General features: G+C 75.1%; 22 protein-coding genes. 13 read left to right on the top strand and 9 right to left on the bottom strand.

Annotated features, from left to right (window positions below):
* On the bottom strand, positions 1-1,886 hold a 1,886-nt coding region (locus tag F8274_RS18995), incomplete at its 3' end, for an adenylate/guanylate cyclase domain-containing protein (protein ID WP_151463720.1).
* A gap of 189 nt (positions 1,887-2,075) precedes the next feature.
* On the opposite strand from F8274_RS18995, the gene F8274_RS18990 reads away from it, so the two are divergent.
* From F8274_RS18990 to F8274_RS18975, 4 genes are all read left to right on the top strand, one after another.
* On the top strand, positions 2,076-5,015 hold the full coding sequence (locus F8274_RS18990) for a helix-turn-helix transcriptional regulator (protein ID WP_151463719.1): 2,940 nt from the start codon (positions 2,076-2,078) through the stop codon (positions 5,013-5,015).
* 111 nt (positions 5,016-5,126) lie between these two features.
* Positions 5,127-5,897: a DUF5995 family protein gene (locus tag F8274_RS18985; RefSeq protein WP_151463718.1), complete on the top strand. Its 771-nt coding sequence runs from the start codon at positions 5,127-5,129 to the stop codon at positions 5,895-5,897.
* A gap of 159 nt (positions 5,898-6,056) precedes the next feature.
* A complete protein-coding gene (locus F8274_RS18980; protein ID WP_151463717.1) occupies positions 6,057-6,458 on the top strand; it encodes a hypothetical protein in 402 nt (133 codons plus the stop codon).
* A 220-nt stretch (positions 6,459-6,678) separates the two neighbouring features.
* Positions 6,679-8,646, top strand: coding sequence for an amino acid transporter (locus tag F8274_RS18975; RefSeq protein WP_370518246.1), 1,968 nt, complete (start codon positions 6,679-6,681; stop codon positions 8,644-8,646).
* A gap of 71 nt (positions 8,647-8,717) precedes the next feature.
* Here the strand turns inward: F8274_RS18975 and F8274_RS18970 are convergent, their stop codons facing one another.
* The 6 genes from F8274_RS18970 to F8274_RS18945 all read right to left on the bottom strand — a co-directional run bounded on the left by F8274_RS18970 (position 8,718) and on the right by F8274_RS18945 (position 13,908).
* Entirely contained in the window at positions 8,718-9,677 is a 960-nt protein-coding gene (locus F8274_RS18970; protein ID WP_151463715.1) for a TIGR03557 family F420-dependent LLM class oxidoreductase, read from the bottom strand.
* A 185-nt stretch (positions 9,678-9,862) separates the two neighbouring features.
* Positions 9,863-10,069: a hypothetical protein gene (locus F8274_RS18965; RefSeq protein WP_091305815.1), complete on the bottom strand. Its 207-nt coding sequence runs from the start codon at positions 10,067-10,069 to the stop codon at positions 9,863-9,865.
* Positions 10,070-10,187: 118 nt separating this feature from the next.
* On the bottom strand, positions 10,188-11,390 hold the full coding sequence (locus tag F8274_RS18960; protein ID WP_151463714.1) for a low temperature requirement protein A: 1,203 nt from the start codon (positions 11,388-11,390) through the stop codon (positions 10,188-10,190).
* Between the two features lie 161 nt (positions 11,391-11,551).
* Positions 11,552-12,343 carry a hypothetical protein gene (locus F8274_RS18955; protein ID WP_151463713.1) on the bottom strand — a complete coding sequence of 264 codons (792 nt, stop codon included), beginning with the start codon at positions 12,341-12,343 and terminating at the stop codon, positions 11,552-11,554.
* 234 nt (positions 12,344-12,577) lie between these two features.
* Positions 12,578-12,925, bottom strand: coding sequence for a TcmI family type II polyketide cyclase (locus F8274_RS18950; protein ID WP_151463712.1), 348 nt, complete (start codon positions 12,923-12,925; stop codon positions 12,578-12,580).
* A 137-nt stretch (positions 12,926-13,062) separates the two neighbouring features.
* Entirely contained in the window at positions 13,063-13,908 is an 846-nt protein-coding gene (locus F8274_RS18945; RefSeq protein WP_151463711.1) for a BTAD domain-containing putative transcriptional regulator, read from the bottom strand.
* 415 nt (positions 13,909-14,323) lie between these two features.
* Here F8274_RS18945 and F8274_RS18940 point away from each other — a divergent pair, with 415 nt between their 5' ends.
* The 8 genes from F8274_RS18940 to F8274_RS18905 all read left to right on the top strand — a co-directional run bounded on the left by F8274_RS18940 (position 14,324) and on the right by F8274_RS18905 (position 22,157).
* Positions 14,324-14,656 (top strand): TcmI family type II polyketide cyclase, encoded by a 333-nt coding sequence (locus tag F8274_RS18940; RefSeq protein WP_151463710.1) that lies wholly within the window; start codon positions 14,324-14,326, stop codon positions 14,654-14,656.
* A complete protein-coding gene (locus F8274_RS18935) occupies positions 14,653-16,380 on the top strand; it encodes an acetyl-CoA carboxylase carboxyltransferase subunit alpha (protein WP_151463709.1) in 1,728 nt (575 codons plus the stop codon). Before F8274_RS18940 ends, F8274_RS18935 begins: the two co-directional genes overlap by 4 nt.
* Positions 16,377-16,853 (top strand): acetyl-CoA carboxylase biotin carboxyl carrier protein, encoded by a 477-nt coding sequence (gene accB, locus F8274_RS18930; RefSeq protein ID WP_151463708.1) that lies wholly within the window; start codon positions 16,377-16,379, stop codon positions 16,851-16,853. Before F8274_RS18935 ends, accB begins: the two co-directional genes overlap by 4 nt.
* Positions 16,853-18,358: an acetyl/propionyl/methylcrotonyl-CoA carboxylase subunit alpha gene (locus F8274_RS18925; protein ID WP_151463707.1), complete on the top strand. Its 1,506-nt coding sequence runs from the start codon at positions 16,853-16,855 to the stop codon at positions 18,356-18,358. Before accB ends, F8274_RS18925 begins: the two co-directional genes overlap by 1 nt.
* Complete coding sequence (locus F8274_RS18920) at positions 18,355-19,062, top strand: SRPBCC family protein (protein WP_151463706.1); 708 nt, start codon at positions 18,355-18,357, stop codon at positions 19,060-19,062. The genes F8274_RS18925 and F8274_RS18920 overlap by 4 nt, the downstream gene beginning before the upstream one ends.
* Entirely contained in the window at positions 19,059-19,466 is a 408-nt protein-coding gene (locus F8274_RS18915) for a cupin domain-containing protein (RefSeq protein ID WP_151463705.1), read from the top strand. The genes F8274_RS18920 and F8274_RS18915 overlap by 4 nt, the downstream gene beginning before the upstream one ends.
* Positions 19,463-20,731 carry a beta-ketoacyl synthase gene (locus tag F8274_RS18910; protein WP_151463704.1) on the top strand — a complete coding sequence of 423 codons (1,269 nt, stop codon included), beginning with the start codon at positions 19,463-19,465 and terminating at the stop codon, positions 20,729-20,731. Before F8274_RS18915 ends, F8274_RS18910 begins: the two co-directional genes overlap by 4 nt.
* Positions 20,732-20,906: 175 nt before the next feature.
* A complete protein-coding gene (locus tag F8274_RS18905; RefSeq protein ID WP_151463703.1) occupies positions 20,907-22,157 on the top strand; it encodes a beta-ketoacyl synthase N-terminal-like domain-containing protein in 1,251 nt (416 codons plus the stop codon).
* Positions 22,158-22,178: 21 nt separating this feature from the next.
* Here F8274_RS18905 and F8274_RS18900 read toward each other — a convergent pair whose 3' ends face one another.
* Positions 22,179-22,616, bottom strand: a complete 438-nt coding sequence (locus F8274_RS18900; RefSeq protein WP_151463702.1) for a GNAT family N-acetyltransferase — start codon at positions 22,614-22,616, stop codon at positions 22,179-22,181.
* Positions 22,617-22,890: 274 nt separating this feature from the next.
* Here F8274_RS18900 and F8274_RS18895 point away from each other — a divergent pair, with 274 nt between their 5' ends.
* A complete protein-coding gene (locus F8274_RS18895; RefSeq protein WP_151463701.1) occupies positions 22,891-24,273 on the top strand; it encodes a class I adenylate-forming enzyme family protein in 1,383 nt (460 codons plus the stop codon).
* Positions 24,274-24,281: 8 nt separating this feature from the next.
* On the opposite strand, the gene F8274_RS18890 is transcribed toward F8274_RS18895, so the two are convergent.
* Positions 24,282-24,660 (bottom strand): 4'-phosphopantetheinyl transferase superfamily protein (locus F8274_RS18890; RefSeq protein WP_151463700.1); only part of this gene is annotated, 379 nt, incomplete at its 5' end.

Genomic DNA, 24,660 nt, shown 5'->3' with positions numbered 1-24,660 from the left:
GTCACACCCCGAGTCGGGCCGCCCGCACCGGGGACCGGCGCCGGTCGGGCCCCTCCACCCGACCGGCGCCGCACCCCGGTCGGGCACGCGGCCCGGCCGGTGGTGACCCCGCCGGCCGGCCCCGTGGCGGCGGGGCGGATCGCCCCGACCGCCCCGGCGTCCCGCAGCCGGCGGGCGAACTCGGCCCGCACCGCGCGGGGCAGCCGGTGCGCGGCCACCCGGGCCACGGCCGGCTCGGCGACCGCGTACCCGCCGGTGGCGGCGCGGCGCAGCAGGCCCGCGTCGACCAGCGCACGCAGCACCCGTTCGGCGCGCCCGGCCCGCCAGCCGAGCATCCGCGCCACCGTGCCGGCCGGGACGTCCACAGCCCAGGCCGCCGCCGCCATCAGCACCGCCCGCTGCTCCCCGTCGAGCCGGTCCAGCCGGGCGTCGACGAGGCGCCTCACCGGCTCGGGCACACCGGCCGGCTCGCCGCCGGCGCCGAGCGTGGCGACGTAGGCCGCCGCGGCGGCCGGGTTGCCGCCGACCAGCGGGAGCAGCTCCGCGGCCGGCGCGGTGGAGCGGCCGGCCCGGTCGAGCAGGTGCCGCAGGAGCTGTCCGGTGTCGACGGCGCCCAGCGCGGGCAGCGGAACCCGGCGTCGCCGGCCGGCCGCCCCGGGCAGCAGGTCCGCCCAGCGCGGGCCGTGGGTGGCCACCACCGCGAGCGGCAGACCCCGCTCGGTGGCCGCGGCGAACACCCGGTGCAGGAACCGGTTCAGCGCCGGCGCGGCCCGGTCCAGGTCGTCCACCGCCACCACCACCGGCTGGCCGGCGGCCAGGTCCAGCAGGATCTCCCGGCAGGCCTCGGCGCCGCGCGCGGCGGCACCCGGGTCGCCCGGCGTGGCCAGGAACTCGGCCAGCGCGTGCGCCGCCGCACCGCGCCGGGTCGCCGGCGACAGCCCGTCCAGGGTGGTGCCCAGCCGCCGGCGTACCGTCTCCGGGGACTGTCCGGCGCGGAGCCCGGCGAGGCCGCGGACCAGGTCCGCCAGCGGCGCCAGCTCCCCGTCGGGGAACGGCGGGCAGTGCGCGACGCACCAGCGCACCGGGGTGCCGTCCACGGTCGACACCGCGCGGGCCAGCTCGTGCAGCAGCCGGCTGCGCCCGCTGCCGGCCGGGCCGACCAGCGAGATCCAGCGTGGACGCCGCTCCCGCACGGCCCGCACGATCTCGGCGCCGGCCGTGGCCAGCTCGCGGCGGCGGCCGACCAGCGGGCCGTGGTGCGCGGCGGGCCGGCGCCGGGCCACCCCGGTCACCCGCCAGACGTCCAGCGGCACCGCCCGGCCGGTCACCGTCAGGGCGGACAGCGGGCGCTGCTCGACCATGCCGGCGACGGCCCGCCGGGTGGCCGCGCAGAGCACCACTCCGCCCGGCGGGGCGTACTCCTGGAGGCGGGCCGCCGTGGTGATCACCGCGCCGCTGGCCGCGCCGTGCCCGCCGTCGTGGGTGGCGGCAAGGTCGACCAGCACCTCGCCGGTGGCCACACCGACCCGGACCCGCAGCCGGGTGCCGGCCGGCAGCCGCCGGTCCAGTGCGCCCTGGATCTCCAGCCCGGCGCGCACCGCCCGGTAGGCGTCGAACCCGTCGGAGCCGTGCGCCCCGAACAGCGCCATCACCGCGTCGCCGACGTACTTCTCCACCACGCCGTGCCACCGGCGGAGCACCGCGGCCACCGTGCCGAAGTAGGCCTGCTGCAGCGCCCGGACGTCCTCCGGGTCGAGCCGCTCGACCAGGCCGGTCGACCCGACGATGTCGGCAAAGAGGACGGTGACCGTGCGCCGTTCCTCCGGCACGGGCCAGCGGGCCACGGTGACCGCTTCCCGACTCTCCACGGGCGTGGTGATCAGCATCGCACCCACCCTTTCCCCGGTCCGGTGCCTGACGACCACCGGAGACTTTCACCACCGGATCCTCGGGGGATCGGTAGGACGACGTATGTCGACCACCCGCAACCATTAGTCGTAATGTCGACGCGAGGAGTACCACAAGGGCGCTGAGCCCGTAGAACGGTGCGGGAACCTGTGACTAGGCTGCGGTGCATGGCCAGCGATGTGGACACTGCGCCGCTCGTCGGCCGTGCCGACACGGTGGGGGCGCTGCGGTCGGCCCTGCTCGACGACGTCGCCCCCGGGCAGACCGCGGCGGTGTTCCTCACCGGCGAGAGCGGGGTGGGCAAGACCCGGCTGCTGACCGAGGTGGGGGAGCGCCTGCGGGACGCGGGTGCGCTGGTCCTCACGGGCGTCTGCCTCGACATCGGCGACGCCTCGCCGCTGCACCCGCTGCGCCAGGCGCTGCGCCGCCTCGATGCCGACCTGACCGAGGCGCGCACGTCCTCCGCGGTCCGCGGCCTGCTCCAGGTCTTCGACGAGGAGACCCCCGGGCCGGACGGCGCGGGCGCGCTGCTGGAGCGGGTGTCGCGCGGCCTGCACCTGGTCGCCGGCGGTCGGCCGCTGGTGCTGGTCCTCGACGACCTCCAGTGGGTCGACCGCAGCACCCGACAGCTCCTGCTCTACCTGCTCGCCGGTCTCGGCGACCTCCAGCTGTCGGTGCTCGCCGCGATCCGGGCCGAGTCGTTGCAGGGCGCGCACCCGCTGCGCCGGGTGCTCACCGAGCTGCGCCGGCTGCGCTCGGTCCGGGTGGTCGACCTGGCGCCGCTGGACCGGGCCGACACCGACGAGCTGGCCGCCGCCGTCGTCGGCGCGCCGCTGGCCCCCGAGGCCGCCGACCAGATGTGGCGGCGCAGCGGCGGCAACCCGTTCGTGGTGGAGGAGCTGGCCCGCGACCTGCGCGACGGCCACGACGGCCTCTCCGACACGCTGCGCGAGGTCTTCCTGGCCCGGGTCGACGCGCTGCCGCAGCCCGCGCACGCCGTGGTGCACGCGGTCGCCGCCGGGGTCGAGCCGGTCGAGCACTGGCTGCTGGCCCAGGTCGTCCGGCTGCCAGAGGACCAGCTGATCGAGGCGGTCCGGGAGGCGGTGGCGCACCGGCTGCTGGTCGGCGCCGACGACGGCTACCGGCTGCGGCACCGCCTGGTCGCCGAGGTGCTGGCGCACGAGCTGCTCCCCGCCGAGCGGGCCGCGCTGCACCGCCGCTACGCCGAGACGCTGACCTCGGCCACCGCCGAGCTGCACCAGGCCCGGCTGGCCCACCACTGGCGGCTGGCCGGCGAGCCGGCCCGGGCCCTGCCGGCCGCGATGGCCGCCGCCCGCGAGGCCGAGCGGTTGCACGGCTACGCCGAGGCGCACCGCCACTGGTCGGCCGCCCTGAGCCTGGCCAGCACGCCGCCCGCCGTGCTGCCCGACGGCGGCCGGCCCGAGCCGGTCGAGGTCGACCGCGCCGAGCTGCTGACCCACGCGGCCGAGTCGGCGCACCACTGCGGGGAGCACGCCCGCGCGCTGGCCCTGCTGGAGGAGCTGGCCGCCGACCCGGCCGGCCCGCCCACCTGCGCCCTGCACATCCGGCGGGCCCGCTACCTGGCCGCCGCGGGCCGGTCCGCCCCCGCCGAGGCCGAATACCGGCGGGTGCTGGCCGCGGACGACTGCACGCCCCGGGAGCGGGCCACCGCCGCCGCCCACCTGGCCGAGCTGCTGCTGCACCTGGGCCGCTACGCCGAGGCCGGCGACCAGGCCCGGGAGGCGCTCCGGCTCGCCGCCGAGGTCGAGGGCACCGCCTCCGAGGTGGTGCTGGCCAGCGCCGCCCTCGGGTTCAGCGAGGCCTACCTGGAGGACCCGGACGCCGGGCTCGCCGTCATGCGCAGGGCGCTGGACACCGCCGAGCGCTCCGGCCGGCCGGAGGACGTGGCCTGTGCGTACCTGCACCTGGCCGAGCTGCTCACCGGGCCGCTGAACATCCTCGAGGAGGGGGTGGTGGTGGCCCGCCGGGGCGCCGAGCGGGTCGCCGAGCTGGGGCTCGGCCGCACCTGGGAGACCCGGCTGCTGGCCATCGCCACCAACGGGCTGTTCCGGGTGGGGCAGTGGGCCGAGGCCGAGAAGGTCGTCGCCGCCGCGCTGCGCCACCGCCCGTCCGGCGCGGACGCGGTCGAGCTGCTGCTCGCCCGGTGCCGGCTGTCCGTCGGCTACGGCGACGTCGAGGCCTCCGACCGCGACCTGGAGGCGGTCGCCACCGTGCTGGCCGGCGGCGGGGCCCGGCACGTGCTGCCGATGCTCATCCTGCGGGCCGGGCTGGCCATGTGGCAGGGCCGGCACGACCTGGCCCGGCAGGCGGTCCAGCGGGGCCTCACCGAGAGCCGCTCCGACGACGTCATCGTGCTGGCCACGCTGGCCTGGCACGGGCTGCGCGCGGAGGCGGAGGCGTCGGCCAGCCGCACCGTCGAGGTGGATCCGAACGCGGTCCGCCGGCTGCGCGAGGTGGTCGACCGGGTGGCCGCCAAGAGCGGGAAGGCGGGCGCCCCGGTGCGCTACGTCGCCGACGCGTTCCTGGCCCTCTGCGCCGCCGAGCTGAGCCGGCTGGACGACGGCCGGGGCGACCCCGAGCTGTGGGCGCGCGCCGCCACCGAGTGGGACCGGCGCAACCACCCCTACCCGGCGGCCTACTCCCGGTTGCGGCAGGCCGAGGCGCTGCTGGCCCGGCGCAGCCGGGTGGCCACCGCCGGCAAGCTGCTGCGGCAGGCCCACCGGACGGCCCAGTCGCTCGGCGCGGTGCCGCTCAGCGAGGAGATCCGCACCCTGGCGGGCCGGGCCCGGGTGGCCCTGGACGAGGGCACGACCGCCCGTCCGGCGCCCCGGCCCCGGGCCGCGGAGCCGGCCGCGCCCACGGTGGACGAGCTGGTGGTGCTCACCGCCCGGGAGCGGGAGGTGCTCGCGGCGGTCGCCGAGGGGCTGACCAACCGGGAGATCGGCCAGCGGCTGTTCATCAGCGAGCGGACCATCGGCGTGCACGTGTCGCACATCTTCGACAAGCTCCAGGTGCGCACCCGGGTGCAGGCCAGTGCGATCTTCCTGCGCAACCGGGCCGAGTAGCCGTACGTCGGCAATACGTCGTTCTACTGATCCGGCCGGCGTACGCCGGCTGGAAGGCTGTCCAGCGTCACCGGGTGGCGTCGTGGGGGCGCCGACCACTGTGGAGGAGAGATGACCGAACCGGTCTGGGGTCCCGTGCACCAGGACATCGTCGGGCTGCTCGCCGACCACCCCGCCGACGTGCCGGCGGTCGTCGACCACCTCACCAAGCTCCAGGATCTGCTGGTCCGGCTGCCTCCGCTGGAGGAGAGCTGCCCGCTGGCCGACTTCAACAAGCTCTACCTGGTCATCACCTCCACGGTCCTCGACGGCCTGTACGACGACCGCTTCACCGACCCGGCCTTTCTGGCCCGGCTCGACGTGGAGTTCGCCGCCCGCTACTTCGACGCGCTGCGGTTCTGGACGGACTCCCACCCGAGCACCCCGAAGGCCTGGTCGTGCCTGTTCCAGCGGATGCGCGGCCCGGACGCCCGGCCGCTGCCGTCGGCCGCCGCCGGGGTGAACGCCCACATCAACTACGACCTGCCGTTCGCGCTGGTGACCACCTTCGACAGCCTGGAGTCCGAGCCGGTCGACGCCAGCGACCAGCACCACGACTACCTGGAGATCAACAAGATCTTCGCCGAGCGGATCCCGGAGCTGCGCCGCGGCTACCTGGACCACTGGCAGCTGATGATCGACATGGTGAACGGCGACATCGACGACTGGTACCAGGGCGAACTGGTCGAGTACACCCGGAACGTGGCCTGGCGCAACGCGCAGAAGATCTGGCGCTGCCGGCACGACCCGGAGGCCCGCGAGTGTGAGCGGATGCGGTTGGACGACAACGCCGCGCTGCTCGGCCGGCTGCTGCTGTCGCCCCTCGGGGCGTTCCTGCAGTAGCCGGGACGGGGGGTCCCCGCGTCCCGCCGTCGGTAGGGCGCGGGGACGCCGTCAGTGGTGCGAGCACGGGCCGGTGCAAGCGGCGCTCCCGAGCGGCTGGGCCGGCCCGGGCTGACGGCGACCGGGTGTCGGCCCGGGCCGACCGGGTACCCGCTGGTCATGCCGCACACCGATCCGGTCCGCCGCTTCGCCTTCCGGTTCGACCCGGCGTTCCGGCTGCCACTGGCCCTGCTCGGGATCCGGCCGGAGACCGCCCGCGTCGAGTTGGGCCCGGCCGAGCTGACCGTCCGGTACGGCCCCTGGCGGCTGCGCACCGCCCGGGACAACGTCAGCGGGGTCGAGCTGGGCGGCCCGTACCGCTGGTGGCGGGCCGTCGGACCGCACCTGTCCCTGGCCGACGGCGGGGTCACCTTCGGCACCGGCGTGGCCGCCGGGGTGTGCATCCGCCTCGCCACCCCGGTGCCGGCGCTCGTCCCCGGCCCCTGGCCGCGCCACCCGGCCGTCACGGTGACGGTGAGTGACCCGGAGGCGCTGCGCGACGCCCTGGCCACCCCGCCTTGATCATCTCCGGCCGCTTGCCCGGTTCCGCCGGGCCGGGCCCCGCGCACGACCTACGGTCGGTTCAGGGCCTGAAGGGGTGCACATGGCGGAGGCACGGGACGGGGGGCAGCCCCGGCGGACGCGGGGGCGCCGCCACCACGCGCAGTCGACCCCCGCGGACCGGACGCTGCGCGACGCCCGCGACCCCGAGCGCGGCGACCGCGCCCGGCGGGGCCCGGCGATGCTGCCCGAACGCGTGGAGAGTCCGGTCCGGCGGGCCCAACCGACCAGCCGGCTCGCCCGCTGGCTGTTCCAGCACCGGGTGCAGCCGGAAGGCCCGGAGACCCGCGAGCACCAGTCGAAGGGCCATCCCTGGTGGCGGGTGATGTGCCTGACCGGCGTGGACTACTTCTCCACCCTGTCCTACCTGCCCGGCATCGCCGCGGTGGCGGCCGGCGCGCTGAGCCCGCTCGCGACCCTGCTGATCGTCGCGCTGACCCTGTTCGGGATGCTGCCGATGTACCGGCGGGTGGCCCGGGAGAGCCCGCACGGGCAGGGCTCGGTGGCCATGCTGGAACGGCTGCTGCCGTTCTGGCGGGGCAAGATCTTCGTGCTGGTGCTGCTCGGCTTCGTGGCCACCTCGTGGATCATCACGATCACGCTCTCCGCCGCCGACGCCACCGTGCACCTGCTGGAGAACCCGATCCTGCCCGAGTCGTTCCCGCACGGCGCCACGGCCGCCGTGCTGGTGACCGTGGTGCTGCTGCTCATCCTCGGCGGGGTGTTCCTGCTGGGGTTCAGCGAGGCGGTGCAGGTCGCCATCCCCCTGGTCGCGGTCTTCCTGGGGCTGAACGCGGTGATCGTCGTCGCCGGCCTGGCCGAGGTCGCCGCCGATCCGGGGACGTTCGGGGGCTGGACCGACCGGCTGACCCGGGTCGGTGGCGCGGGCGACGTGCTCGCCACCAGCGTGCTCGCGTTCCCGCTGCTGGTGCTGGGCCTCTCCGGCTTCGAGACCGGGGTGAGCATGATGCCGCTGGTCAAGAGCGACGGCGTCGACGCCGAGCACCGGTTGACGGCGCGGATCCGCAACACCCGCAAGCTGCTCACCACCGCCGCGCTGATCATGTCGGTCTACCTCATCGTCACCACCTTCGTCACCACCGTGCTCATCCCGCCGCACGAGTTCGCGCCCGGCGGGGCGGCCAGCGGGCGGGCCCTGGCCTTCCTGGCCCACGAGCACTTGGGCGAGGCGTTCGGCACGGTCTACGACATCAGCAGCATCCTCATCCTCTGGTTCGCCGGGGCCTCGGCGATGGCCGGGCTGATCAACATCGTGCCCCGCTACCTGCCCTCCTACGGCATGGCGCCCGAGTGGGGGCGGGCGGTCCGGCCGGTGGTGCTGGTCTACACGGCGATCAGCGTCGCCATCACGGTCGCCTTCCGCGCCGACGTCAACGCCCAGGCCGGCGCGTACGCCACCGGCATCCTGGCCATGATGGTCTCCGGCGCGATCGCGGTGACCATCTCGGCCTACCGGTCGCGGCACCCGTTCGCCGGGATCGGCTTCACGGTGCTCACGCTCGTGCTGCTCTACGCGCTGGTCGAGAACGTCATCGAGAAGCCGGACGGCATCACCATCTCCGGCCTGTTCATCGCCGGCATCGTCGCCGTCTCGCTGATCTCCCGGGTGTCCCGCACCACCGAACTGCGCGCCGAGCGGATCGAGTTCGACGACGCGGCGCGGCGGTTCGTCGCCGACTCGATCGCCCACGACGGCCGGCTGCACCTCATCGCCAACAAGCGGCAGAGCGGCTCGCTGAAGGAGTACCGGCTCAAGGAGCGCGCGCAGCGCGGCATGAACCCGGTGCCCGGCGCCGCCGACGTCCTCTTCCTGGAGATCGACATCAGCGACCCCTCGCGGTTCAGCGAGGTGCTGCGGGTGCACGGGGTCGAGGTCGGCGGCTACCGCATCCTGCGGGCGAACAGCCCGGCCGCGCCCAACGCCATCGCGGCCATCCTGCTGGCGCTCCGCGACGCCACCGGTGTCCGCCCGCACTGCCACTTCGAGTGGTCCGAGGGCAACCCGATCGCGCACCTGCTGCGCTACCTGATCCTGGGCCGCGGCGACACCCCGCCGGTGGTCCGGGAGATCATCCGCAAGACCGAGCCGGACCCGGCCCGCCGGCCCGGCATCCACGTCGGCGGCTGAGCACCGCTGGCGACCCAGGGGTACGCCGACCGCCACCCGCACCGGGCTGCGCCCGGCTACCGGGGCGCGGATCAGGCGAGTGCGCGCACCCGGTCGAGGAAGCCGCCCGCGCAGAAGTCGAGGAAGCCGTCCGGGTCCGGGCCGGCGTTCTGCAGCACGACGTGGTCGAAGCCGGCGTCGACGTACGGCTTCACCTTCGCCAGGTGCGGCTCGGGGTCCGGCCCGACCGAGAACTGCTGCCGGATGTGCTGGTCCTCCACCCAGACCGTCGCCGCGTCGAAGTTCACCGGGTTGGGCAGCTCGCTCATCACCTTCCACCCGGTGACCGCCCAGCGGCTGGTCTCCTTCGCCGCGCGGACCGCCTGCTCCTCGTCGGTGGCCCAGGCCATCGGCACCTCCGCGTAGCGGGGCCCCTGCCCACCGGCCTCCTGGTAGTGCTCGACGATCGACGACTTCGGCTCGGTGGCGAACAGCCCGTCGCCCAGCTCGGCGGCCATCGCCGCGGAGGACCGTCCGCTGGCCGCCACGGCGATCACCGGGGGCGTCTCCGGCAGGTCCCACACCCGGGCGTCCTCCAGCTGGAGATGCCGGCCCTCGTACGACTGGTAGCCGCCCTGCCAGAGCAGCCGGATGATCTCCAGGGCCTCGCGCAGCCGTTCGTGCCGCCCCCGGACGCTCGGGAAGCCCTGCCCGACCACGTGCTCGTTGAGCCGTTCGCCCGCGCCCACTCCCAGGGTGAACCGCCCGTCGGAGATCAGCGCCATGGTGGCCGCGGCCTGGGCGATGATCGCCGGGTGGTACCGCACCGAGGGGCAGGTGACCCCGGTGGCCAGCCCCAGCGTGCTGGTCTTCGCGGCGACGGCGGCGAGCGCGCTCCAGGTGAAACAGGAGTGCCCCTGCACCTCCAGCCAGGGGTGGTAGTGGTCGCTCATCTCGACGAAGTCGAAGCCGGCCTGTTCCGCCCGGACCGCCTGCCGGATGAGGTCCTGCGGGCCGAAGGCCTCCGAGGCCAGCTTGTAGCCGATCTGCATCGCCCTGGTCTCCCGTCCCCCGCGCGGCTGGACCGCTGCACTTCCCGCCCCGCACCCCGACAAACCCGCACCCGAGTGAGGAGCCCAGCCTCCTAGGACGGCAGAGCGGTGGTGACCCTGCGTACGCCGGGCACGGAAAGGCCCGCGCCGCGGGGGAGCGGGCGCGGGCCGGGGTGGTGCGGGGCCTACTTGGACGGCTCGGGGAGCTTGCAGTCCACCTTGGGGTTGGCGCCGATGTAGTTCAGCGGGCCGGCCACGATGGTGACGAGGATGGTGCCGGCCTCGGCGCAGTTGGTGTCGTCGTTGCCGTAGTAACCGCGCTGGCCGGCGGCGATGGCGCCGATGACGAGCCAGATGACGACCAGGACGCCGACTATCGAGGTGCCGCGCATGGGTTGCCTCCACTGGGGTTGTGGTGGATTCGAGGTGGAGGTCATGTACCCAGGGCGGGGGAACGGTCAAACGGCGCCGCGGTTCCGGCACGGCCGATTCCGACCATGCCCGGCCGGGTCAGTGCGGCGGCGCCGGCATCTCCGGCGGCCGGCCCCGGCTGCGCAGGTGGTCGGCGACGGCCACCCCGGCCAGCACCAGCATCGCCCCGAGCGCCGCGTAGACCGGCGCGAGGAACAGCAGGCCGGGGGAGATGGTGAGCAGCGCCAGGACGCCGCCGGGGCGGGACCGCGACACCCGGCTGAACACCTCGTACTCGAAGGCGGCCCGACCGGTCAGGAACAGCGCCGGCCCACCCAGGATGACCGCCAGCCAGGCCGGCGGGGTGGTCCCGGTCGGTTCGAGCAGCACCAGGTCGAACCCCGCCGCGCTGGTCACCACGCCGGCCACCATGAGCAGGTGGGTGTACGGGGCGGAGTTCAAGAACTTGGCCGGCTGCTTCGACATGGCGATGGCGTGCGGCAGCAGCTCCCCGGACTTGTGCACGTAGATCCGCCAGAGCAGCAGCGTGGTGGCGAACGCGATGGCGAAGGCGCCGATGTTCTCCGCCTCCGAGTGGTGCAGGCTGAAGACCGTGCCGGTGACCAGGATGGCGTCGCCCAGCGCGATGATGAAGAACTGCTGGTAGCGCTCGGAGAGGTGCTCGGCGGTCACGTTGCGCTGGGCGTCCGGCACCACGCCCAGCCCCGGCACCGGGTACGCGAGCCGGAAGCCGAGGTAGTCGATGCCCAGCGCCAGCGCCCAGAGGATCTCGCGGGCGTGGCCGACCACCGTGGCGCCGGCGAGCCAGGGGATCGCGGAGATCGCGAACCAGATGAAGATGCGGGCGGCCCGGCGCTGGGTCTGCCGGTGGCGCCGCACCGCCGGCATGAGGAACAGCCCGCGTCCGAGATGGATCGCCACGTACGTGCCGGCGAAGACCAGTCCGCGGCCGGCGAACGCCTCCGGGATGGTGGTGGTCATCAGCAGCGCCCCGAACATCACCCCGATGATCAGGAGCTTGATCTCGGGACGTTGCGGGTCGTACATGTCGGTGACCAGGGTGGTGATCGCCCAGGTCCACCACATCGCCATCAGCATGATCAGCGACTGAAAGGCCCGCTCCCAGTTGAGTTCGTGGATCAGGCCGCGGGAGATCAGGGAGAGCGCGACCACGTACACCAGGTCGAAGAAGAGCTCCAGCAGGGTCACCCGGCGTGGTGCCTCGGGATCGCGTACCGGGGGCCGCGGCTCGGCGGGCTGCTCCGGCGTGGCGGTGGGCACGAGCTGCTCCTGCGGTGGCGGGATCGGCGCGGCGGGCCGTCCGGCCCTGCACCGACCGTAGCGACGCCCGCGCAGACCCGTGCCCGGTTTCCCGCATTCGCGCCCGTCCGGGGCGCGCGGGCCGGTGGTGACCCTCGGTCACCACCGGCCCGTGGGTCGGCTCAGGCGTCCCGGCCGGTGCCGGCGGGGAGCACCCGGTCGGCCTCGGCGCGGGCGCCGGCCAGCACCTTCGCCTGCTGCGACCACGTCGCCAGGCCGGGGGCGGCGCGCAGGCCGGCGGCCTTGACGGTCTCCCGCAGCGCCGCCTCGTCCAGCTCGCTGAGCTGCTGGTAGGTGCGGATGCCGGCGGCCTGGAGGGCGGCGGCCAGCTTCGGCCCGATGCCCTGGATCCGCCGGAAGTCGTCGGCGGCGTCCACCTGGGCCGGAGCGGCGTCCTCGACCGAGGCGCGCGGCGCGGGCACCGTCACCGGCGCGGCCGGCTCCGTCCCGGCCACCGGCTCGTCGGCCACCGGCTCGTCGGCTACCGGCTCGGCCGGCACGGCCACCGGCTCGGCGGCCGGTGCCGGCTCGGTCGCGGCGGCCGGCTCCCCGGCCACGGCCACGTCGGACGCGGCCGGCTCGGTGACCGTCACCGGCTCGGTGACCGTCACCGGCTCGTCTGACGGCAGGGGGGTGGCCTCGGCGGCCAGCGTGGCGGCGGCCGGGGCGGGGTCCTCCTCGGCCGGGGTCGGCGCCTCGGTCACCGCGGCGGGCGCCGGCACCTCGTCGACCACGGCCTCCGGCCGCTCCCGGTCGACCGTGGCGGTCACCTCGGGCGCCGGGGCGGCGGCACCCTCCACCGTGGGCGTGCCGGTGCCGGCCGCGTTCCGGCGGCCGCTCACCACCCACCCGACGACCAGGCCCACCAGCAGGGCCAGGATCAGGACCAGCCACTGCCCGAAGCTCGACGGCATGCCAACCTCCTCCTATGTACGTGAACGACAATCGCGAGAAAACTCGGGGCAGCTTCGCACACGTACGCGCGGGGCGACAGGGAGGTCGGCGGCTGCCGCCGCTGGTGGGACGGGAAGTGCCGGCCGGTGGCCGCGGGATGACCGAGCGTGTGCCACGCGGGTGCGCGGAAGGGGCGCCCCGGACCCTGGTGCCGTTCGAGGGTCCGGGACGCCCCGGTCTTCGCGCCGGACCGCTCAGCAGGCCTGGCGGGGCACCGGGAGGTCGGCCGCGTCCCAGCTGTAGAAGCAGCCGGCCACGGCGTCGCGGGGGGAACGCCAGGTCGGCAGGTACGGCGACGTGTGCGCCGACAGCCGCTCGTTGACCTGCTGGTAGAACGGGTTGTCGCGGACCTCGGCGGCCAGGTCCGGGTCGACGTCCACCGTCTCCATGAGGTGCACGCACAGGTCGTGCAGGTAGTACAGGGAGCGGTGCCGGATCCCGGTGAGGCGGGGCAGTTCGGTGGCGTCGGACTCGGCGAAGATCTGGGCCACCCGGCCCTGCGCACCCGGCACGATCCGGCTGACGACCAACAGTCGACTCATCGGGGCCCCTCTCGCCGCTGGTGGTGCGCCGACTCCGGTCCAGGGCGCCGGCCACCGTGGGCACACCCTGCCGGGCCCGCTGTCACCTGACCGTCACGGCCCGGACGGTGACATTGATGGCGGTGGTGACGCTGCGGTCAGCGGGGGTGTGGTGTGGTGGGTGCGGTCGAGCCGCGCGGTGCCGAGCCGGTCGGGCGCCCGGGGGCGTTGTTCCGGTCGGCGCGCCGGGGGGGCGCGTCCCGCCGGCTGGCACGCCGGATCGGGGCGAGGGTCTCGTCGAGCAGCGCGGACATGGCCGGGGACGGTTCGAGGCGCAGCTCGCGCAGCAGCAGGTCGCGGTAGACGTAGAAGGCGTGCACCGCTTCGAACGCGTTGCCCTCGGCGAGGTGGATGCGGACGACCAGGCGGTGCGGGGTCTCCCGGAGGGGCTCGGCGGCCATCGCCTCCAGCGCCGCCTCCAGGGCCTCGCCGTGCCGCCCGGCGGTGAGGTGGTTGCCGGCGAGTTCCTCCAGCATGTGCAGCCGGAGCTGCCGCAGCCGTTCCCGTTCCAGCAGCACCCAGTCGTCGTACCAGCCGGGGAGGAGGTCGTGCCGGCCGGCGCCGGCGGCGCCGCGGGGAACCTGGCCGTCGCGTACCCGGTCGGCGGTCGCCACCAGCTCGTCGACGTCGAGGTGGACGGTGGGGTCGAGGCGGACGGTGTCGCCGTCGGTGCGTAGCGGGCAGCAGGGGTCCTGCCGGAGCCGCCACAGCGCGGTGCGCAGCGAGGAGAGGGCCCGGTCCTCCGAGGTCTCCGGCCAGAGCAGCCCGGCGAGGTGGCTGCGGGTGGCGGCCGGGCGCAGGCCGATGAGGGCGATGACCCGTTGCAGGCCCCGGGGGACCACCACGGGGACGCCGTCGTGGAGCAGCCGGAACCCGCCGAGCAGGTGCAGCGACACCCGTGGGGCGGAGTCTCCCGCCGTCGGCATTCTCGATCCACCGGACACGGGCGCACCCCCAGCACGCGGAACCCTCGTCCCGACCGTCCTCTGTTGCCCGGCTCGGCTGCCCACGACGCCGGTGTCGGAACGGCTCCGCCCTGGCGGAGAAAGCCCGCTTTGGCCGGGCTGACCGGTACGGAGAATATCAACACTTGTTACTCTGAGTCAACGGATGGTCCGTTTACTGACCGTCTGTAGTGGCCAGACGAACGGCCTGTGAACTGCGAAGAAGTGTCGCTATCCGTGAGCGAACCTGATCTTCACATAGCTAGCGCACAGTTTGCGTCAACGCAGCGTCACCGACTTCCCGGGCCGATGGTGGCCGGTTGACGCCGCGTTGACGGTCCCGGCGGCACCGTGTCGCCAGTCGTGCGCCGAGACCGGTCGCCATGCACCGGTACGCATCCAGGGGAGGCCGCGGATGGACCGTTCGCTCATCGTCGCCAAGGTGGTGCCGACCGCCGAGGATCGGGTCGCCGAGATCTTCGCCGCGTCCGACGCGACCGAGCTGCCCGGCCTGGTCGGCGTCCGGCACCGCTCCCTCTACCGGCTGCACGACCTCTACGTCCATCTCCTGGAGACGGACGCGCCGACCGAGGGGGCGGTGGAGGAGGCGCGCGGCCATCCCGAGTTCGTCCGGGTCAGCGAGCGGCTGCGCCCGTACATCTCGCCGTACCTGCCGACCTGGCGTTCGCCGCGCGACGCCATGGCCCACTGTTTCTACCGGTACGACGCCCCAGGGCGGCGACCGTGACCACCACCGCTCCCCGGGACGAACAGCTCTGGTCCCGCTGCGACGGCTGCGCCTCGCTGCTCTACCGCAAGCGGCTGCGGCGCAACCTCGACGTCTGCCCGGAGTGCGGGTCGCACGCCAGGCTCGACGCCCCCGACCGGGTGGCGCAGCTGGTCGACCCGGACTCGTTCACCCCGCTGCCGGACCGGGCGGTGCGGGTCGACCCGATCGGGTTCGTGGACGCGCTGCCCTATCCGCACCGGCTCGGCGCGGCACGCGCCGGCTCCGGCCTGGACGAGGCCGTGCTCTGCGGGACCGCCCGGGTCGGCGGTCACCCGGTCGCCCTGGCGGTGATGGACTTCCGCTTCCTCGGCGGCAGCCTCGGCTGCGCGGTCGGCGAGCTGATCACCCGCACCGCCGAGCGGGCGCTGGCCGACGCCACGCCGCTGGTGCTCGTCACGGCCTCCGGCGGGGCGCGGATGCAGGAGGGCGCCCTGTCGCTCATGCAGATGGCCACGGTGAGCCAGGCCGTCGCCGGCTTGCGCGAGGCGGGCCTGCTCACCGTCAGCGTCGTCACGGACCCCACCTACGGCGGGGTGGCCGCCTCCTTCGCCACCAACACCGACGTGGTGCTCGCCGAGAGCGGCGCCCGGCTGGGCTTCGCCGGCCCCCGGGTGATCCGCCAGGTCACCGGCGCCACCCTGCCGGAGGGCTTCCAGACGGCCGAGTTCCTGCTCCGGCACGGCCAGATCGACCTCGTGGTGCCCCGGCACGCGCTGCGCGGCCGGTTGACGGCGCTGCTCGCCGCCGCCGAGGCCGGCCGGCGGGTGCCCGTACCCCGGCAGGAGCCGGCGCCGCGACCGGCCGTCACGGCCGGCGCGCCCGGGCCGGCCCGGGACGCCTGGGAGACGGTACGCACGGCGCGGCACCCGGGCCGGCCCACCACGCTGGACTACCTGGAGACCGCCTTCGACGGCTTCGTGGAGCTGCACGGCGACCGGCTCGGGGCCGACTGCCCCGCGATCGTCGGCGGGGTGGCCCGGCTGGACGGCCGGCCGGTGATGGTGATCGGCCACCAGAAGGGACACACCACCGCGGAGCTGGTGGCCCGCAACTTCGGCATGGCCAGCCCGGCCGGGCACCGCAAGGCGTTGCGCCTCATGCGCCTCGCGGCCCGGCTCCGCCTGCCGGTGGTGACCCTCGTGGACACCCCTGGCGCCGACCCGGGGGTGGACGCCGAGCAGCAGGGCCAGGCGGGCGCGATCGCGGAGAACATCCTCGCGCTGAGCGTCCTGCCCACGCCGGTCGTCGCGGTGGTCACCGGCGAGGGCGGCAGCGGCGGCGCGCTCGCCCTCGCGGTCGCCGACCGGGTGCTGATGCTGGAGCACGCCGTCTACTCGGTGATCAGCCCGGAGGGCTGCGCCGCGATCCTCTGGCCGGACAGCTCGGCCGCCCCGCAGGCCGCCCGGGCGCTCCGGCTCACCGCCGCCGACCTGTGCCGGCTCGGGGTGATCGACGAGGTGGTGCCCGAGCCGCGGCCCGCCGCGCACGGCGATCCGGCAGGTGCCGCCGAGCTGCTGGGCCGGGCCGTGGCGGCGAACCTCGCGCCGCTGCTCGCCGTGCCGCCGGCCACCCTGGTCCGCCGCCGCCGGCAGCGGTTCCGCCGCTTCGGCGCGGCCCGCTCGGCGGGCCCGAACCCGCCGGTCGAGGCGACTGATCGGACACGAACGGAGGTGGCGCGATGAGCCCGGACGGCGGGCCCGACGAGGTGCTGGACGGGTTGAGTCGGCACGCCCGCAAGCTGGTCGCCGAGCTGGCCGGCCCGGTGCGCCGGGTTCGGCTGCGCAGCGGCGAGACCGTGCTGGAGGTGGAGTGGCACCACCCGGTCCCGCCGGCCCCGGCGCCCCGTGCCGAGGCCGACCCGGTCACCGAACCGCGGGCCGACGTCACGCCCGTGACGGACCGCCCGGCGGTGCGGGCGCCCGTGGTCGGCACCTTCTACCGCGCCCCCGAGCCCGGCGCCGCCCCGTTCGTGGTGGTCGGCGACGTGGTCCGGCCCGGCCAGGTGGTCGGCATCGTCGAGGCCATGAAGCTCATGAACGAGGTGACCGCCGGCCAGGCCGGACGGGTGGTCGAGGTGCTGGTGGAGGACGGCAAGCCCGTCGAGTACGACCAGCCGCTTATCGCCCTGGAACCGCTCACCGGACGGGACGCGTGATGTTCGACAAGGTGCTCATCGCCAACCGGGGCGAGATCGCGCTGCGGGTGCTGCGGGCCTGCCAGGAGCTGGGCGTACGCACGGTGGTGGTGCACTCCAGCGCCGACGCGGACTCGCTGCCGGTACGGCTGGCCGACGAGACCGTCCAGATCGGACCGGCGTCCAGCCGGCAGAGCTACCTGAACGCCGCCGCGATCGTCGAGGCGGCCCGGCAGACCGGCGCGCAGGCCGTGCACCCGGGCTACGGCTTCCTCTCCGAGGACGCCGACTTCGCCGAGATCTGCGCGGAGAACGGGCTCACCTTCGTGGGCCCGCCGCCGCAGGTGATGGCCGCCCTCGCGGACAAGTCCACGGCGCGGGCGCTGATGAGCCGCGCCGGCCTGCCGCTGCCGCCGGGCAGCGTGCGGACCCTGCCGACCGCTGCCGAGGCGCTCGACGTGGCGGCCGAGGTCGGCTACCCGGTGATCGTGAAGGCAGCCGCCGGCGGGGGCGGTCGCGGGATGACCGTGGTCCGCTCGGCCGCCGAGCTGCCCCGCGCGTACGCCCGCACCCGCGCCGCCGCCCAGGTCGCCTTCGGCGACGACCGGGTCTACGTCGAGCGGTACCTGGCCGACGCCCGGCACGTCGAGGTGCAGGTGCTCTGCGACGGCCACGGCAACGGGATCCACCTGGGCACCCGGGACTGCTCGGTGCAGCGCCGCCACCAGAAGCTGATCGAGGAGGCGCCCGCCCCGGCGCTGCGACCGGCCACCCTGGACACCCTCGCGGAGACCGCGCTGCGCGGCGCCCTCTCGGTCGGGTTCACCGGCGCCGGCACCGTCGAGTTCCTGGTGGACGAGGCGGAACGCTGCCACTTCCTGGAGATCAACTGCCGGATCCAGGTGGAGCACCCGGTGACCGAGCTGGTGACCGGCATCGACCTGGTCCACGAGCAGCTGCACGTGGCCGCCGGCACGCCGCTGCGCTGGCGGCAGGAGGACGTCCGGCTGCGCGGGGTGGCGGTCGAGTGCCGGGTCAACGTGGAGGACCCGGACCGGGACTTCGCCCCGGCCCCCGGCCGGCTGGACCGGTTCCGGCCGCCCGGCGGCCCGTTCACCCGGGTGGACACCCACGGCCACGTCGGCTACCTGGTCAGCCCGCACTACGACTCGCTGCTGGCCAAGGTGGCGGTCTGGGCGCCGGACCGGGACGGCGCGCTGGACCGGCTCGACCGGGCGCTCGGCGAGTTCGAGGTGGCCGGCCCGGGGGTGCGCACCACCATCCCGTTCGCCCGGCGGGTGCTGCGCGACGCCGCCTTCCGCGCCGGACGGCACACCACCGCCCTGGTCGACCGCCTGCTCAACCCGCCCGCCGCCGACGCCGTACCGGCCGCCGCCCCGCCGCCCGACGGCGCCGACCGGGCCGCACCGGCCCTGCCCGACATCCGCGCCGACGCCGACCCGGCCGGCCGTACCCCCGTCACCGCCGTGCCCGCCGCCGGCCCGAACGCCTGGAGGAACCCATGACCGTCGCTCCCGACCGACCGCTCACCAACGAGATCACCGACATCCTGGTGACCCACTGCGGCCTGGACGCCGACGCGGCCGCCCGCACCCCGGCCGCCAGCCTTGAGGAGCTGGGCATGGACTCGCTGGCCCTGCTCGAACTCTCCGCGGTCGTGGCCGACCGGTGGCGGGTGAAGATCCCGGAGCAGGCCGGGCAGCTCAGCATCGCCGGCGTCGCCGACCTGGTGGCCCGGAAGGCGGACCCGCCGGGGCACACCGAGAACGCCGTCGACATCGCCGCCCCGCTGCCGCTGGTCTGGGAGATCACCAACGACGTGGCCCGGTGGACCGAGCTGTTCACCGAGTACGCCGTGGTCGAGATCCTGCACCGCGAGGGCGACACGGTCCGGTTCCGGCTCACCATGCACCCGGACGAGAACGGCACGTCGTGGAGCTGGGTCAGCGAACGCACCGCCGACCCGGCGACCCGCGAGGTGCGCGCCCGGCGGGTGGAGACCGGCCCGTTCGAGTACATGCGCATCTACTGGCGCTACGACGAGGTCGACGGCGGCACCCGGATGACGTGGGTGCAGGACTTCGCCATGAAGCCCACCGCGCCGGTCGACAACGCCGGCATGACCGAGCGGATCAACACCAACAGCAAGGTCCAGCTCGCCGTCATCAAGGAGCGGATCGAGCGGGCGCACGCGGGAGGCGCGCGATGACCGACACGACCACGGCCCGGGTCTCCGTCCACGACGTCACCCCCGACCGGCGGCGCGGCGGCGAGCTGCGGGTGCTGCTCGGCCCGAAGACCGTCGGCAGCACCTCCGGCTTCATGGGGGTGGCCACCCTCGCGCCGGGGGAGCGGATCGCCGAGCACTACCACCCCTACAGCGAGGAGTTCCTCTACGTCGCCCGCGGCGCCATCACCGTCGACCTGGACGACCGGCCGGTGCTCCTCGCGGCCGGCGAGGGGCTGTTCGTGCCCAAGGACGTGCGGCACCGGCTGCGCAACACCGGCGACGAGCCGGCCGAGGTGGTCTTCCACCTCGGGCCGCTCGCCCCCCGCCCGGAACTCGGCCACGTCGACACCGAGGGCGCCCCACCACCCCGGACGCCGTCGTGACCGGCCGGCGGACCGTGGTCACCGGCGTCGGCGTCGTCGCCCCCGGCGGCGCCACCCGGGACCGGTTCTGGAAGACCATCACCGAGGGGCGCACCGCCACCCGGCGGATCAGCTTCTTCGACCCGTCGCCGTTCCGCTCGCAGATCGCCGCCGAGTGCGACTTCGACCCGGACGCCGCCGGCATCACCCTGGCCGAGCGGCAGCGCGCCGACCGGTACGTGCAGTTCGCCCTGGCCTGCTCCGCGGAGGCGCTCGCCGACAGCGGCCTGACGCTGTCCGACGCCGACCGGGAACGCGCCGGTGTGGTGCTCGGCACCGCCGTCGGCGGCACCATGGCACTGGAGAAGGAGTACGTGCGGGTCAGCGACTCCGGCCGGCACTGGCTCGTCGACCACACCCTCGGCGGGCCGTACCTGTACCAGGCGCTGATCCCGAGCAGCCTGGCCGCCGACGTGGCCTGCCGGCACGGCCTGCACGGCCCGGCGCAGGTGGTCTCCACCGGCTGCACGTCCGGCATCGACGCCATCGGGTACGCCCACCAGCTTATCGCCGACGGCGAGGCGGACATCGTGCTGGCCGGGGCCGCCGACTCGCCGATCTCCCCGGTCACCGTGGCCTCGTTCGACGCCATCGGCGCCACCAGCCCGGACAACGACGACCCGGAGCACGCCTCCCGGCCGTTCGACGCCGACCGGCACGGCTTCGTCCTGGCCGAGGGCGCGGCCGTGCTGGTGCTGGAGGAGGCCGAGCACGCCCGGCGCCGGGGCGCGCACGTCTACTGCGAGGTGGCCGGCTACGCCAGCCGCAGCAACGGGTTCCACATGACCGGGCTGCGCCCCGACGGGGCGGAGATGGCCGTGGCGATCACCGACGCGCTGCGCCAGGCCCGGCTCGCCCCGTCCGCCGTGTCGTACGTGAGCGCGCACGGCTCGGGCACCCGGCAGAACGACCGGCACGAGACGGCCGCGTTCAAGCGGGCGCTGGGCGCGACCGCGTACCGGGTGCCGATCAGCTCGATCAAGTCGATGGTCGGGCACTCGCTGGGCGCCATCGGCTCCATCGAGATGGCCGCGTGCGCGCTGGCCATCGAGTACGGCGTGGTGCCGCCCACCGCCAACTGGGCCACCAGGGACCCGGAGTGCGACCTGGACTACGTGCCCAACGAGGCCCGGGAGGTGCCCGTGGACGTGGCGCTGTCGGTGGGCAGCGGCTTCGGCGGCTTCCAGTCCGCCATGATCTTCCGCCGGTTGGCGGTGCACCCGTGAGCGCGAGGAGTGAGCCGGTGTTGCGAGCCCCGCAGTCGCGAACAAGGACAACGCCCGTGAGCGCGAGGAGTGAGCCGGTGTTGCGAGCCCCGCAGTCGCGAACAAGGACAACGCCCGTGAGCGCGAGGAGTGAGCCGGTGTTGCGAGCCCCGCAGTCGCGAACAAGGACAACGCCGTGACGGCCCGGGCCGTGGTGACCGGGCTGGGGGTGGTCGCGCCGACCGGCGTCGGCGCCGACGCGCACTGGGACTCGGTGCTGGCCGGCACCCGCCGCACCGGGCCCATCACCCTGTTCGACCCGGCCGGCTACCCGACGCGGGTGGCCGGGGAGGTGCCCGACTTCGACCCGGCCGGGTTCAGCGACACCCGGCAGCGGGTGCAGACCGACCGGTGGACGCACCTCGGCTTCGCCGCCACCCGGCTGGCCCTCGCCGACGCGGGCCTGCCCGAGGAGGCCCCCGACCCGTACCAGTGGGCGGTCACCCTGGCCAGCTCCTCGGGCGGGAACCTGTTCGGGCAGCGGGAGCTGCAACGGCTCTGGGGCGGGCCGTCCCGGACCGTCGGGGCGTACCAGTCGATCGCCTGGTTCTACGCGGCCAGCGTCGGGCAGCTGTCCATCCGGCACCAGCTCAAGGGGCCCTGCGGGGTGACCGTCTCCGAGTCGGCCGGCGGGCTGGACAGCCTCGCCCACGCGGTGCGGACCATCCGCCGCGGCACCCCGCTGGTGGTGGCCGGGGCGGCCGAGTGCCCGCTCAGCCCGTACGCGCTGGCCTGCCAGCTCCGCTCGGGGCTGCTCAGCGACGTGGCCGACCCGGAGCGGGCGTACCGGCCGTTCGACGCGGGCGCCGCCGGGTACGTGCCGGCCGAGGGCGGCGCCGTGTTCGTGGTGGAGGAGCTGGGGCACGCGCTGGCCCGGGGCGCCCGGATCTACGGGGAGATCACCGGCTGGGCGGCCACCCACGACGCCGCACCGACCGATCCGGAGGCCGGCCCCGATCCGACCCACTACGCCCGGGCGCTGCGCCTGGCCCTGGACCGGGCCGCCGTCCGCCCGCACGACGTGGACGTGATCTGGCCGGACGCGCTGGGCGTGCCGGCGTACGACCGGGCCGAGGCGGCCGCCCTGCACGCGGTCTTCGGCGCGACGACCCCGCCGGTGACCACGCAGAAGCCGCTGACCGGCCGGGCCCACCAGGGCGGTTCGGCGCTGGACGCGGCCACCGCGCTGCTCGCCTTCCACCACGGCCTGTTGCCGGCCTCGGCCGGGCCGGAGCAGCCGGCGCCGGGCTGCGAGCTGACCTTCCTGCGCCGGCCGCGCCCGCCGCGCAGCCGCATCGCCCTGGTCGGGGCGCGCGGCTTCGACGGCTTCAACAGCGCGGTGGTCCTCCGCGGCGCCGCGCCCCCGCCGGCGGGGGAGGAGAGGTGACGGGGCGACCGGTGCGCCGCGTCACGACGGGCGAGCCAGGTACGCCGTCTTGACGTCGCCGGAGAACCCGCAGGCCCGGTAGAAGGCGTGGGTCGCGGGTCTGCGCGATCCCGTCATGAGCATCGCCTTGTAGCAACCCGCGTCCCAGGCGGCCTGGAGCGTGCCGGCCATGATCTGCTTGCCCAGACCGGTGCCGCGCCGCGACTCCTCGACCACGACGTTCTCGATGACGGCGTAGGGCGATGCCGATCGGCTGATGTTGGGGATCACGTTGAGGTACGTGCTGGCGACGACGACCCCGTCCAGTTCGAGCACGAAGAGGTGCAGTCCCGGAGTTTGCAGGATCTGCGCGAAGACCCGTGCGTCGGATCCGTCCGTCAGCTGCGGATCGCCGGGTTGCAGTTGCCGGTAGAGGCGGATGATCTGCGCGAAGTCGTCGGGCCGGGCCGCACGGAACATGCCGCGAGCGTAGACACCCGTTGGACCGGGCCGCACCCCGCCCGAGCACAGCGTCGGGCGGCCGGCGGGCTACCGAGCCGGCGTGGCACCGATCCTGCCTGTCCGATCGAGCCTGAGCAATCCGCCCAGCCGCCCTTATTGATCTAGCCATTTGCATGTAGCAATGGATCCAACGGCTGTCGTACTGTTCCGTCAGCACCCCGGAGAACGCACGTGTTGGGCGGATTTCGCCCACTTCGAGGCTGGGCGGTGGGCGGTCGTGACAGCACATCCTATGGCGGAAGATCCTGTGTCGACAGACGCGAGTTGGGTGGACGACATTCTGTTCACCGGGCGTCCCACCGACATATGTCTCCGCCTGCCCGAGCCGGTCGACAAGGCCACCCTGCGCCGCCTCGTGGGCGAGGCGCAGACCCGGCTGGCCGGGGCCGGCCTGCGGCCCGGCGGCGCCGCCGCGCTGCGGCTGCCCCCGTCGCTGGCGTACGTGGTGCACCTGCTGGCCACCTGGCGCGCCGGCGCCCAGGCGATCCTGCTCGACCACCGGCTCACCGACCACGAGGTCGACAGGGCGCTGCGCCGGCTCGGCCCGCAGGTGGTGGTCGCGCCCGTGCGGACCGGCGGCGGCGCCCTGCGGATCTTCGTCGACGTCACCGCCGGCGTCACGCCGTACGCCGACGGCCCGGCCGGCAGCCCGCACGCGGTGATCCAGCTCAGCTCCGGCTCCACCGGGCCGTCCAAGGTGATCGGGCGCACCGTCGAGGACCTGGTCGGCGAGGTGCACCGCTACACGCGCATCGACGGGGTGGCCCTGCCCGGCGAGCGGATCGTCCTGCTGCCCTCCATGGTGCACGTGCTCGGTCTGGTGGGCGGCCTGCTCTACGGGCTGCACGCCGGCGTCGAGCTGTGCCCGCCCGAGCGGCTCAGCGGCGACGCGATCCTTGCCGCCGTCGCCGCCCAGGACAGCCCGGCCACCGTGCTCGGAGTGCCGTTCCACATCGGCCTGCTCGCCTCCACCGTGCCGTCCCGGCCCCTGCCGCAGCTCCGGCGGATGACCACCGGCGGCGAACTGGTGCCGGCCGCCGTGGCCCGCGCCTTCACCGACCGCTACGGCGTCCCGCTGGGCAACATGTACGGGATGACCGAGGTCGGCGTCATCGGCACCGACCTGCACGGTGCGCACCGCCCGGCCATCGCCCCCGCCCCCGGCATCCGGGTTCGCGAGTCCGGCGGCGAGCTGTGGGTGAGCTGCCCGGCCAACCCGTACGTCGGGCTCGCCGACCCGACCCGCTGGGCCGACGGCTGGCTGCACACCCGCGACGCCGGCGTGGTCGACCCGGACACCGGGCTGGTCACCATCAGGGGCCGGCTCGACTCGCAGGTGTCGGTGGGCGGCATGAAGGTCGACCTCACCGAGGTGGAGGCCACCGTGGCCGAGCTGCCCGGGGTGACCGCCGCCGTGGTGGTCTGGGACGACGGCATCACCGCGTACGTGCAGACCGACGGCTCGCTCTCCGAGGACACCCTGGACAAGCTGCTCGCCGAGCGCCTGGCCGGCTACAAGCGGCCCCGCACCCTGCACCTGCTCGACCAGATGCCGCGCACCACCACCGGCAAGCTGGTCCGCTCCGCGACGGCGCTGCGGGACGCCGCGTCATGACCGGCCCGCTACGCGAGGGCGACCTCGACCGGCCCGGCCGCCCCGGCGACCGCGACGGCGAGCACCAGGCCCGGACCGCCGGCCGGATGGCCGACCCGCACCCCGGGACAGCCGGGGACCGCGCGCAGCAACTCGCCGCCGGCGTCCGGCGTGGGCATCCGGCGGCGCAACCCGCCGTCGCGCAGCCCCGTGCCGAGCGCCTTGCCGACCGCCTCCTTGGCCGTCCACAGGCGCAGGAAGTCCAGCTCCCGGCCGGCCTCGGCCCGGGCGGCCAGCCAGGCCGCCTCGTCCGGGTCGTACCAGCGCCGGGCCAGCGGCGTGGCGGGCAGCGGCCGGCGCCGCTCGACGTCCACCCCTACCGGCCCGCCCGGGCGCTGTCCTTTGTAC

It is taken from the genome of Micromonospora sp. AMSO31t, from assembly GCF_008868175.1.
Lineage (GTDB): Bacteria > Actinomycetota > Actinomycetes > Mycobacteriales > Micromonosporaceae > Micromonospora.
The sequence above is the reverse complement of the archived record's forward strand: the minus strand, read 5'-3'. Positions and strand labels throughout refer to the sequence as shown.

Excerpts from the sequence above, each read along its gene's own strand:
- F8274_RS18900 (WP_151463702.1), bottom strand. The coding sequence starts at position 22,616 with ATGTTCCGTGCGGCCCGGCCCGACGACTTCGCGCAGATCATCCGCCTC.
- F8274_RS18925 (WP_151463707.1), top strand. The coding sequence starts at position 16,853 with ATGTTCGACAAGGTGCTCATCGCCAACCGGGGCGAGATCGCGCTGCGG.
- F8274_RS18970 (WP_151463715.1), bottom strand. The coding sequence starts at position 9,677 with ATGCAGATCGGCTACAAGCTGGCCTCGGAGGCCTTCGGCCCGCAGGAC.
- F8274_RS18975 (WP_370518246.1), top strand. The coding sequence starts at position 6,679 with ATGCTGCCCGAACGCGTGGAGAGTCCGGTCCGGCGGGCCCAACCGACC.
- F8274_RS18895 (WP_151463701.1), top strand. The coding sequence starts at position 22,891 with ATGGCGGAAGATCCTGTGTCGACAGACGCGAGTTGGGTGGACGACATT.
- F8274_RS18940 (WP_151463710.1), top strand. The coding sequence starts at position 14,324 with ATGGACCGTTCGCTCATCGTCGCCAAGGTGGTGCCGACCGCCGAGGAT.
- F8274_RS18950 (WP_151463712.1), bottom strand. The coding sequence starts at position 12,925 with ATGAGTCGACTGTTGGTCGTCAGCCGGATCGTGCCGGGTGCGCAGGGC.
- F8274_RS18955 (WP_151463713.1), bottom strand. The coding sequence starts at position 12,343 with ATGCCGTCGAGCTTCGGGCAGTGGCTGGTCCTGATCCTGGCCCTGCTG.
- F8274_RS18980 (WP_151463717.1), top strand. The coding sequence starts at position 6,057 with ATGCCGCACACCGATCCGGTCCGCCGCTTCGCCTTCCGGTTCGACCCG.
- F8274_RS18965 (WP_091305815.1), bottom strand. The coding sequence starts at position 10,069 with ATGCGCGGCACCTCGATAGTCGGCGTCCTGGTCGTCATCTGGCTCGTC.
- F8274_RS18985 (WP_151463718.1), top strand. The coding sequence starts at position 5,127 with ATGACCGAACCGGTCTGGGGTCCCGTGCACCAGGACATCGTCGGGCTG.
- accB (WP_151463708.1), top strand. The coding sequence starts at position 16,377 with ATGAGCCCGGACGGCGGGCCCGACGAGGTGCTGGACGGGTTGAGTCGG.
- F8274_RS18915 (WP_151463705.1), top strand. The coding sequence starts at position 19,059 with ATGACCGACACGACCACGGCCCGGGTCTCCGTCCACGACGTCACCCCC.
- F8274_RS18920 (WP_151463706.1), top strand. The coding sequence starts at position 18,355 with ATGACCGTCGCTCCCGACCGACCGCTCACCAACGAGATCACCGACATC.
- F8274_RS18990 (WP_151463719.1), top strand. The coding sequence starts at position 2,076 with ATGGCCAGCGATGTGGACACTGCGCCGCTCGTCGGCCGTGCCGACACG.